The sequence below is a fragment of the Kribbella sp. NPDC054772 genome, assembly GCF_053611945.1.
Genome location: NZ_JBSHBJ010000003.1, coordinates 52,614 through 62,505, shown reverse-complemented (window position 1 = coordinate 62,505; position 9,892 = coordinate 52,614). Strand labels below are relative to the sequence as shown.

The window sequence follows — 9,892 nt, the reverse complement described above, 5'->3', positions numbered from 1 at the left end:
GTGTTCGTTCGGCCGGTGACCCCGGTGAGGTGGTTGATCGGCCGTACCCCCCCCTCTAGGGGCGTTCTGGGGGCGCCCCGGGCCGACCCGGGGGCGCCCCCCGCCGCGATGACCCCGCAGGTCCTCGCGTCGATCTCTGCGCTGCTCACCGGCGAACACCGGGCTCGCGCGATGGCCATGTTCGGTGTCGCGGGCGGTGCCGCCGCGGCGCTCGGTCAGATCCTGGGCGGCATTCTGGTCGAGGCCGACGTGTTCGGCCTGGGCTGGCGCTCCGTTTTCCTGGTCAACGTCCCCGTCGGTGTGCTGGCCATCGCGGCCGCTCTCCGATTGCTCCCGGAGACTCGTGCAGACCGCGCGCAGCGGGTCGATCTGGTCGGCGCCGCACTGCTCGCAGTGACGCTGGTACTACTGCTCCTGCCGCTCACCGAGGGCCGCCCCCTCGGCTGGCCACTGTGGACCTGGCTCTGCCTCGCGGCGACCGTCCCGGCCGTCGCAGTCCTCGGCCTGCACCAGCACCGGTCCGAGCGAGCTGGCCGGCATCCGCTGATCCCGCCGACCGTACTGCGGTTGCGCGCGATGCGGATCGGTCTGCTACTCGCGGTCGCGTTCTTCACCACGTTCGGCGGCTTCATGTTCGTCTTCGCACTCGCCACGCAGGGCGAGGCCCACATGTCCCCGTTGGAAGGCGGTCTGAGTCTGCTGCCGTTGGCCGTGGGCTTCCTGGTCACCTCGGTCTACGGTCCGCGGTTGCAGGTCCGATACGGCGCCGGCCTGATCGTGCGCGGCTGGATCATCCAGGCCGTCGGCTACGGGCTGCTCGGCGTCGTGGCGCTCACTCTCTGGCCGCACGTGGACCCGTGGCGCCTCGCCGTGCCGATGCTGATCGCCGGCTTCGGCTCCGGCCTGGTCATGGTCCCGCTGATCGGCGTCGTCCTCAGCCAGGTCCCGCCAGCACAAGCGGGCCTGGGTAGCGGCATCCTGCTGACCAGCCAGCAGACCTGCTTGGCCCTGGGCGCCGCCACCGTCGGTACGGCGTACCTGTCCCTGGCAGGCACCTCCTGGGGCCAGGGCGGCGCACTCGCCGCAGTAGCGATCGCGATCACCGCGATCTCGCTACTAATGACCCCAGTCACGCACCAGCTGCGGACCAGTGGGCGGGGCGCGTAACAGCCTTCGGCAGTCTGGTTGCTTGGTCGCCTCGGGCGGCGTTGATCTGGGACTGGGTGAGGAAGAGCGCACCCGTCAGGTCGGCGCCGCGGAGGTCGGCGTCTCGGAGGTCGGCGCCGATCAGGTCTGCCTGGCAGAGGTCGGCTTGGCGGAGGTCGGCGCCGATGAGGTAGGCGCCACGGAGGTTCGCCTTCGCCAGGTCGGCTCCGCGCAGGCGCGCTCCGATGAGGTCGGCGCCGCGGCGTTCCTTCTTCTTGGGCTGCTTGCCGCGGATGTCTTGGCTGGTCTTGAGCAGCAACTCGTTGACGACGGCCCGCTCGGCCGCTACGTCGACGGTGGCGAGGTCCGGCGTACGGCTGACTGCTTGGACTCGGTCGATCGCGGGCTGCACGGCCTTGTTGTGTTCAAGGGCTTCTGTCAGGTACCAGAGCAGTTCGTGCAGCTGGCGCAGGATCGGGAGGGCGGCGAACATCTGCTGTCCGGATTGCTCACGCCAGCTCTTACCGGCGCGCTTCGAGATCTCCTGGCCGGCGCCGAAGCAGTCGTAGACCGTGCAGCCCGGGAAGCCCTTGGACCGCAGCTTGGTGTGAATCGTGCAGCGGAACTCGTCGCTGAGATTCGGGCAGGCTTCGCCGGCGGACTTGTCGATCGCGAAGTCCGCCGACTTGCTGAACGTCAGCGCGACACAGCACAGGCCGAAGCAGTTGCCGCAGTCGGCCTGGAGATCCGCGCGCAGATCAGTTGTTCTCGGCAACCGTCTGGCCGGTGCGGCGCCAGCGGATGCCGGCCTCGATGAACTCGTCGATCTCGCCGTCGAACACACCCGACGTGTTCCCGGACTCGTACAGCGTCCGCAGGTCCTTCACCATCTGGTACGGGTGCAGGACGTAGGACCGCATCTGGTCACCCCAGGACCCGGCGACGTCCCCACGCAGCGCGTCCAGCTGGGCCCGCTCCTCGGCCTTCTTCAGCGCGAGCAGCTTGGCCTTCAGGATGACCATCGCGCTGGCCTTGTTCTGCAGCTGGGACTTCTCGTTCTGGCAGGAGACCACGGTCCCGGTCGGGATGTGCGTGATCCGGACCGCGGAGTCGGTGGTGTTGACGCTCTGACCACCCGGACCGGACGACCGGTACACGTCGATCCGCAGCTCTTCTTCCGGCACGTCGATCTCATCGGTCTGCTCGAGCACCGGGACCACCTCGACCGCGGCGAACGACGTCTGCCGCCGGCCCTGGTTGTCGAACGGCGAGATCCGGACCAGCCGGTGCGTACCCGACTCCACACTCAGCGTGCCGTACGCGTACGGCGCCTTGACCCCGAACGTGGTCGACTTGATCCCGGCCTCTTCGGCGTACGACGTGTCATAGACCTCGGTCGGGTAGCCGTGCCGCTCGGCGTACCGCAGGTACATCCGCTGCAGCATCTCGGCGAAGTCCGCGGCGTCCACACCGCCCGCGCCGGAGCGGATCGTCACCAGCGCCTCGCGCTCGTCGTACTCACCCGACAGCAGGGTGCGGACCTCGAGGGACTGGACGGCCTTGGCGACCGAGCCCAGCTCCTTCTCCGCCTCGGCCAGGCTGTCCGCGTCGTTCTCCTCGCGGCCCAGCTCGACCAGCACGCCGAGGTCGTCGAGCCGGCTGCGCAGGTTCGTCACCCGCTCCACGTCGGACTGCAGACTGGACAGCCGCGACGTCACCTTCTGCGCGTTCGCCTGGTCGTCCCAGAGATCAGGCGCAGCGACCTGCTCGCCGAGCCCGTCGATCTCCTTGCGCAGCGCAGGGAGATCCAGCACCTTCTCGATCGAGGTCATCGTCGCGTCGAGCTGCTTCAGCTCCGCGTCAAAATCCAGTCCAGCCACAACTAAGCAGCTTAGCTCAGGCCAGTCCACGACGGAGAACGGCAAAGACCTGGGCGATCGCCTGCTCGAGTTCGGCCTGCGCTCGTTGCAGCTCCTCGGGGGTCGCGTCGTCGGGCAGGACGGTCATCAGGCGTTCCTCGAGCACCTTCTGTGCGGCGGCGTACAGGGCGGCGATCAGGCGGTTCCGGAGATGGTCCGGCGACTGCTCGTCGAGGGCCTCGGTGAGGGAGGTCTCCAGCTCGTCGGCGGTCAACCGGCGCCGGGCGAGCAGCGCCGGGCTGCCCTCGATCGTGCGCACGAACTGCTTCCAGGTCGCCAGATGACCGACCTCCAGCCGCTCCCGCGTCTCCGCCAGGTACTGCGCTTCCAGCACGTCCACCGGATCCGCACCCGGCGGCGCCGCCCGGATCGCCCGCGCCGGACCGCGCCACCACCCCGCCTCGTCGAAGAACAGATCCTCCTTCGCCGGGAAGTGGTTGAACACCGTCTGTACGGCGACATCGGCAGCGCGGGCCACCTCGGCGACCGTCACCGCGTCGAAGCCGCGCTCGAGGAACAGGGTGGTGGCCACGTCCGAGATCGCCTGCTTCGTCTGCTGCTTCTTGCGCTCCCGGCGCCCGAGCTCCATTGCCACACCGTAGAGCATCTGCTTTACTGATTCCATTATTGTAGTCACTACATTTTTGGAGCACATCCAATGACGATTCTCGTCACCGGAGGCCGCGGCACCATCGCCCGCGCCCTCGTCACCGGCCTGACCGCGGCCGGACAGGACGTCCGCGTCGCCAGCCGCGAACCCTCTTCCCTTCCTTCTGCAGTCATCTACGACCCCGCTGACCCGGCGCCGGCGCTGGACGGCGTCACCCAGGTCTTCCTGTACTCCGACGCGCAGTCCGCACCCGCCTTCGTCGCCGCGGCCGAAGCAGCCGGGGTCAAGCAGGTCGTGCTGCTGTCGTCGCTGTCCTCACTCGGTGGCCCCGAGGACCCGCACGCGAAGGCCGAGCAGGTGATCACCAACGCGTCGTACGCGACGACTCGGCTCCAGCCCGGTGCGTTCATGAGCAACGCGAAGTACTGGGCCCATCAGGTCCGCGCCACCGGCCAGATCCGGCTGCCTTACCTCGACGCCGAGGAGGCGCCGATCCACGAGCTCGACATCGCCGACGCCGCGCTCCGCGTGCTGCTCGACGGCCCGGGCAACGGCCACGACGGCCGCGGCTATCCCCTGACAGGCCCCGAGTCGATGACGCGCCGGCGCCAGATCGAGCAGATCACCGAGGTCACCGGCGTACCCATCGAGGCCGTCGACCTCACCCCCGACCAGGCCCGCGCCGAAATGGGCCTCCGCGACGAAGGCCAACGCGAAACCCTCCTCGCGTACTGGGCCTCCCGAGTAGGCACCCCGGCCTCCATCGAGCCCGGCGTAGAACTCCTCACCAACCACACCGCCCGCCCCTTCACCACCTGGCTGACCGACAACCCCACCCTCTTCACCTAGGCCCTCACCCATCCCCACCCGTCGCCCCGCCGGCTGCCCACCCCGGACTGAGCACACCCCGCGGGGACTGAACACAAGCAATAACCTGTGCTCGCCCACCAACGCCTATCCCCACCCACCACCCCTGCACCAACTCACACGGCCCACCCAAACCCAGCCGACCCGCGGACCCCGCCGACCCGCCAGCGCCGACAGCACCGCCGCGTGCGCAGAGCCCGGGAGTCAGCACAACCCGCGGGGACTCAGCACAGGCAATAACCTGTGCCGACCCACCGGTTCCTGTCCCCACCCACCGGCGCCGGCTGCTACCCGCACCGGCGCCAGCTCAGGCGACGGCCAGGCGAGCGGAGCCCTGGGTGGGAACGCGGGGTGCGTCGCCGGAGCGCGGGCAAGCGCGGGAGCGGGCGCGGGGCGGTGCGCGGGGGCCGACGCGGGCACGGGGGCGTGCGGGCGGGTGCGTGTGGGCGGGGCTGCGGGGCGGGGGTTGGCGCGTGAGGTGGTCAGCGGATGGGGACTATGGCGGCTGATTGGGAGGAGACGGCTGCGGTGGTGGGGAAGCCGGGGGGATGGAAGGGGAGGTCGGCGGTGGAGGTGAGGCGGACGGTGACGGTGGTGCCTTCGACGTCGACCGACCAGTCGAGGGCGTCGAATCTGTTGCCGGCGGCAATTTGGTTCAGGTACTCCGCGGTGAGTTGGCGCGCCTGTTCGGGATCGATCGCGGCGTTGCCTCCCGCGCCGGGCTGGGCGTAGACGGCGGCGAGGCCGTTGGCGGCCGCGAGGACCGCGCCGTCCGCGGTGGCGTCCAGGTCGCGGCGGACCAGGAACGCCTTGGAGATGTCGGTAACCACCACGACCATCAGCAGGATCACCACGGTGAACCCGATGATCAGAACGGTCATCTGCCCGTCCTCACCACGCCGCCGCCGACTCACCCGGCTCCCTCCACACATCCCACTCACCCAACTTCCCCGGCTCACCCAACTCACTAGCCCCCGGCGGCTCACCAGCTCACCCAGCCCAGCCAGCTCAGCCGGTTTGGGCGGGTCATCCGGTGCCCTTGGCTTGGCGGTAGTCGCCGTAGGCCTCGGTGTGGGCGGCGGTGATGTGGATCGCGGGTGGTTCGCCGCCGAGGGCGTCGGGGATCAGCGGGAGCCGGACCTTCGTGTTCAGCGTGACGGTGACGGTCGAGCCGGGCTGCAGGCAGGCGGGGTCGCAGCTGATGGTGAGCTCGTCGGAAGCGAGGTCCATCCCCTGGTCCTGCATCGACAGCTTCGCGGCCTCGAAGGCGCGCGCCCGTGCCTGGTCCTCGGACATCCCGTCCGGCACGATCACGAAGGCTCGCCCGGCCGCGCGAGTCGCCGCGGTCGCGCCGTACGAGGCTCGTTGGACGTCGAAGACGCCGAGCATCATGTAGACCAGCGGGACCATCAGCAGGATGGCCAGCCAGGAGAACTCCACGACAGCGCTGCCACGCTCGTTCCGGCGGCGCCTCATTCGCCGGTCTCCTTCACCGCGTGGCCCTCGACGGAGAACGAGATCCCCGGGCCCCACAGCCCGAGCGGCGGCATGTGTGCCTGTACGGCGACCTCGACGCCGGGCTGCCCGTCGATGTCGGTCTGCTCCGCCGACACCGAGTCGATCAGCCGGCTCGCGACGACGCCGCGGATCAGGTCTCGGGTGCGCGCCTCACCATCGGCCGGCGACCGGTCGAGCACGGCCGCGTAGTGCGCTCCCTCGGAGGCGGCGGCGGTGACGGTGTTGCGCACGTACAGGAACAGGCCGACCTGGAGGATGCCGAGGAACAGCGGCACCAGGATCGTCGCGACCAGGACGAAGTCGACGACGGCCGAACCCCGCTCGTCGCGGCGCCTGGCCATCACTTGTTGGTGACGGAGTCCAGCGCGTTCTGCAGCATCTGGCCGAGCTGCTTGCCGGCGATTCCCCAGATCGCGACGACCAGGCCCGCGGTCATCACGGTGATCAGTACCCAACCCGGGACGTCGCCGCGCTCTGTGCGGGACGGGCGTGGTTTCAGCAGCAAGGTCAGGAACAGTCTGGTCAGGTGTAGCGACATGGCATCTCCTCAAGGTTCATCCAGCGATCAGCTGGATTCCGACAGCGCCGGGGTAGAAGGCGAAGGCGATGGTCACCGGCAGAACCAGGAAGATCACCGGGATCATCATGGCGACCTCGCGACGCGCTCCGGACTCGATCAGTTCGCGGCGCCCCGCTTCCCGGATGTCACCGGCCTGCGCCCGCAGGACGTCGGCCAGTGGCGTACCGCGTTCCAGCGCCACCGCCAGCCCGTCCGCGAAGCGCGACAACGCCAGCAGTCCGGTCCGGTCCGCGAGCGCGTCGAGCGCGCGGACCAGTGTTTCCCCCGCCCTGGTCTCGGCCAGGACTCGTTTCAGTTCGTCGGCCAGCTCGCCGCGGCACGCGCGCGTCACTCGGTCCAGCGCGGACGCCGGCCCCTCTCCGGCCGCGACCGACAGCGCCAGCAACTCGGCCACGGTCGGCAGTTCCGCGAGCAGGCGGCGTTCACGGCGGCTCACCTGAGTGGTCAGATAGGTGTCGCGGGCAAGCACCCCGAGGACACCGAGGACCACACAGAACACCAGCAGACCGACGGGGTTGCCGATGCCGAAGGCGACCGAGACGATCGAGATCACCAGGCCGCCACCGAACGCGAGCGTGCCCCACAGCAACTGCTCGATCCGGAACTCCTCGACCGTCCGCTCCATCCCTGCGCGCTCCAGCCGGCGGCGGATCGTGTTCGCCCCGCCGAGGATCCGCTCCAGCCGTTGCGCCGCCGAGCGCAGCGACGGACCGAACAGCCGCAGGATCGCGTAGAACGGCGACCGCGAGTCGACCACGCCGACGAACACGTCCGGCGCTCCGAGATCCCGCAGGTACGGCGAGATGCGCTCGTCGACCGTCGGTTTCCGCAGGAACGGCAACCGCAGTACGACAAGCAGCAGGCCCGCGCCGAGCAGTGCGCCGAGGAAACCACCGATCAGGAACGGGTTCATCGCAGCACCCGCTCCGGCTCAGGCAGCCGGCCGATCCGCAGCATCACCCGGTACGCGACCACGCAGATCACCGCGCCGGCGCCGATGATCAAGGCACCCATCGGCGAGTTGTACCGCTGGATCACATCGCCCTGGAAGGACAGCAACGCCAGCACCAGCCACGGGGCCGCGACCGCGACCCGGGCGCCGTTGACCGACCACGACTGCCGGGACTCGAGCTCGGACCTGGTCCGCGCGTCGTCCCGCAGGAACGTCGACAGCGAGCGCAGCAGCCGGCCGAGGTCGCCACCGCCGACCTCGCGGGCGATCCGCAGCGCCTCGACCACGCGGTCGCCGACCGGGTCGGCCAGCCGCGCCTTCAACCGGTCGAGCGACTCGGCGAACCGGCCGGTCGACGCGTAGTCGGCACCGAACCGCCGGAACGGCTCCCGCAGCGGCAGCGGCCCACGGTCACCGACCTGGGCCAGCGCCTCGGACAGCGACAGCCCCGCGCGGACCGCCGACGCGACGTTGTCCACCACGTCCGGCCACAGCTCACGGAACTCGGCCAGCCGCCGCCGGGCGCGGGCCCGCACCAGCGCGATCGGCGCCCAGCCCGCCATCACTCCGAACACGAGCCCGATCGGCAGCGCCCGCGACACCAAGAACATCAGCAGGAAACCGGCCAGCCCGGTGATCACGCAGGCACCGATGAACGCGCCGGGCGTCAGGCCCTCGATGCCGGCGCTCGCGAGCAGATCGCGGCTCTTCCCGCGCAACCACCCGTCGGAGTCCGCCGCGGCCTCGGACGGCGCCACGAACGTCGCGATGATCAGCAGCAGGCCGACCCCGAAGAACATCCCGATCAACAGGCCCATCAGCTGTTCCCCCGCGGTAACTCGGTCAGCAGCCCGGCCAGGTTGTACCCGGCCTGCTGGAACCGCTCCGGGTGCGGCAGATGCCCCTCGGCGCGGCGCAGGTACCCGTCGTAGGTCCCGAACAGGGTCTCGGTCTCGATCGCCTGCTCCTCGACGCGCCCGGTGACCGCGACGATCTCGCGCACCCGCCGGTGCCCGTCGGCGCCGATCCCGAGGTGTACGACGATGTCGACGCACCCGGCCACGGTCGGCAGCACGAAGCGGGAGCCGATGTTCTCACCGGCCAGCAGCGGCAGCGTGCACATCTTGGTCAGCGCCTCGCGGGCCGAGTTCGCATGGATGGTGCACATGCCGGGGAGGCCGCTGTTCAGCGCGAGCAGCAGGTCGAGGCACTCCTCGCCGCGGACCTCGCCGACGATCACCCGGGACGGGCGCATCCGCAGCGACTCCTTGACCAGGTCGCGCAGCCGCACCTCGCCGGTGCCCTCCAGACCGGCCTGACGGGTCTGCATCGACACCCAGTCGGGGATCGGCAGCTTGATCTCGAAGACCTCTTCGCAGCTGATCACCCGCTCGCTGCCGGGGATCGAACCGGCCAGCGCGTTCAGCATCGTGGTCTTGCCGGCCTGCGTACCGCCGGAGACCAGCACATTGAGGCCGACGGCAACGGATGCCTCCAGCACCGCGGCCGCGTGCGGTGTCAGGGACCCGAGCTGGACCAGGTCGCTGATCCGGGTCGCACGGACGGTGAACTTGCGGATGTTGATCGCTGCATACCGCTGGGTGATGCCGCCGAGCACGATGTGCACGCGGCTGCCGTCCGGCAGCCGGGCGTCGGTGAACGGCTGCGAGACGTCGATCCGGCGGCCGGTGGTCTTCAGCATCCGCTCGACCAGGTCGGCCACCTCCTCCTCGGTCAGCACCGTCGTGGTCAGCTCGTGCCGGCCCTCGCGGGCGATGAACACCCGGCTCGGCTCGTTGATCCAGATCTCCTCGACCGACGGGTCGTCCAGGTACCGCTGCAGCGGCCCGAACCCGGCCACCCGGTCGTGCACCTCGCGGCTGACCGCCTCCAGGTCGCCGATCGGCGGCACGACGCCGGTCAGGCTGCGCTCGTCGTACTCCCGGACGACGACGGCGACAATCGCGTTCACCGCGGCGGGGTCGCGGAGCGGGTCGATGCCTTCGCGACGCACGACGTCGCGGACCTGGGCATCGATCAGCTCGATGGCACCGTCCCAACCCGAGCGGTGCGCGTCGAGCCTGTCCGCTGTCATCGATCTCCCCGTATGTGTCCCGACTGGCGACCACGCGGTCACCATGCGCGACCATCCTTGCAACCTCAGCGCGCCCGGCGCCACTCGCGTCCGCCGCCCTGTGGACAACCGTGACACGCCGCTGGCTCACTCACCGTATCCATCGGCTCACGAACCGGTCCAGAAAATTGCAGGTTGTTGCAATTCCGCAAGTTGCCCGGGGCAC

General features: G+C 69.9%; 12 protein-coding genes. 2 read left to right on the top strand and 10 right to left on the bottom strand.

Going from position 1 to position 9,892, the window contains the following annotated elements; genetic code table 11:
• Positions 1–108 precede the first annotated feature (108 nt).
• Positions 109–1,167, top strand: a complete 1,059-nt coding sequence (locus tag ACWGID_RS05745) for an MFS transporter (protein WP_452194805.1) — start codon at positions 109–111, stop codon at positions 1,165–1,167.
• Here the strand turns inward: ACWGID_RS05745 and ACWGID_RS05740 are convergent.
• Genes ACWGID_RS05740 through ACWGID_RS05730 form a run of 3 tightly spaced genes read right to left on the bottom strand, consistent with a single transcriptional unit; the run spans position 1,130 to position 3,654 of the window.
• Positions 1,130–1,921, bottom strand: coding sequence for a pentapeptide repeat-containing protein (locus tag ACWGID_RS05740; RefSeq protein ID WP_452194803.1), 792 nt, complete (start codon positions 1,919–1,921; stop codon positions 1,130–1,132). The two genes, ACWGID_RS05745 and ACWGID_RS05740, sit on opposite strands and share 38 nt — an antisense overlap.
• On the bottom strand, positions 1,905–3,026 hold the full coding sequence (gene prfB, locus ACWGID_RS05735; RefSeq protein WP_452194801.1) for a peptide chain release factor 2: 1,122 nt from the start codon (positions 3,024–3,026) through the stop codon (positions 1,905–1,907). Before prfB ends, ACWGID_RS05740 begins: the two co-directional genes overlap by 17 nt.
• A gap of 16 nt (positions 3,027–3,042) precedes the next feature.
• Entirely contained in the window at positions 3,043–3,654 is a 612-nt protein-coding gene (locus ACWGID_RS05730) for a TetR/AcrR family transcriptional regulator (protein WP_452194800.1), read from the bottom strand.
• A gap of 69 nt (positions 3,655–3,723) precedes the next feature.
• Here ACWGID_RS05730 and ACWGID_RS05725 point away from each other — a divergent pair, with 69 nt between their 5' ends.
• A complete protein-coding gene (locus tag ACWGID_RS05725) occupies positions 3,724–4,524 on the top strand; it encodes an SDR family oxidoreductase (RefSeq protein WP_452194798.1) in 801 nt (266 codons plus the stop codon).
• Positions 4,525–5,024: 500 nt separating this feature from the next.
• Here the strand turns inward: ACWGID_RS05725 and ACWGID_RS05720 are convergent, their stop codons facing one another.
• The 7 genes from ACWGID_RS05720 to ACWGID_RS05690 all read right to left on the bottom strand — a co-directional run bounded on the left by ACWGID_RS05720 (position 5,025) and on the right by ACWGID_RS05690 (position 9,687).
• Positions 5,025–5,423: a pilus assembly protein TadG-related protein gene (locus ACWGID_RS05720; RefSeq protein WP_452194796.1), complete on the bottom strand. Its 399-nt coding sequence runs from the start codon at positions 5,421–5,423 to the stop codon at positions 5,025–5,027.
• A 145-nt stretch (positions 5,424–5,568) separates the two neighbouring features.
• The gene (locus ACWGID_RS05715) at positions 5,569–6,018 is read right to left on the bottom strand and encodes a hypothetical protein (RefSeq protein WP_452194794.1); all 450 of its coding nucleotides are present in this window, start codon (positions 6,016–6,018) and stop codon (positions 5,569–5,571) included.
• A complete protein-coding gene (locus tag ACWGID_RS05710) occupies positions 6,015–6,401 on the bottom strand; it encodes a TadE/TadG family type IV pilus assembly protein (RefSeq protein WP_452194792.1) in 387 nt (128 codons plus the stop codon). The genes ACWGID_RS05715 and ACWGID_RS05710 overlap by 4 nt, the downstream gene beginning before the upstream one ends.
• The gene (locus tag ACWGID_RS05705) at positions 6,401–6,598 is read right to left on the bottom strand and encodes a hypothetical protein (protein WP_452194791.1); all 198 of its coding nucleotides are present in this window, start codon (positions 6,596–6,598) and stop codon (positions 6,401–6,403) included. Before ACWGID_RS05705 ends, ACWGID_RS05710 begins: the two co-directional genes overlap by 1 nt.
• A gap of 16 nt (positions 6,599–6,614) precedes the next feature.
• Complete coding sequence (locus ACWGID_RS05700) at positions 6,615–7,553, bottom strand: type II secretion system F family protein (RefSeq protein WP_452194789.1); 939 nt, start codon at positions 7,551–7,553, stop codon at positions 6,615–6,617.
• Positions 7,550–8,410 (bottom strand): type II secretion system F family protein, encoded by an 861-nt coding sequence (locus ACWGID_RS05695; protein WP_452194787.1) that lies wholly within the window; start codon positions 8,408–8,410, stop codon positions 7,550–7,552. The genes ACWGID_RS05700 and ACWGID_RS05695 overlap by 4 nt, the downstream gene beginning before the upstream one ends.
• Positions 8,410–9,687 (bottom strand): CpaF family protein, encoded by a 1,278-nt coding sequence (locus tag ACWGID_RS05690; protein ID WP_452194786.1) that lies wholly within the window; start codon positions 9,685–9,687, stop codon positions 8,410–8,412. The genes ACWGID_RS05695 and ACWGID_RS05690 overlap by 1 nt, the downstream gene beginning before the upstream one ends.
• Positions 9,688–9,892 lie beyond the last annotated feature (205 nt).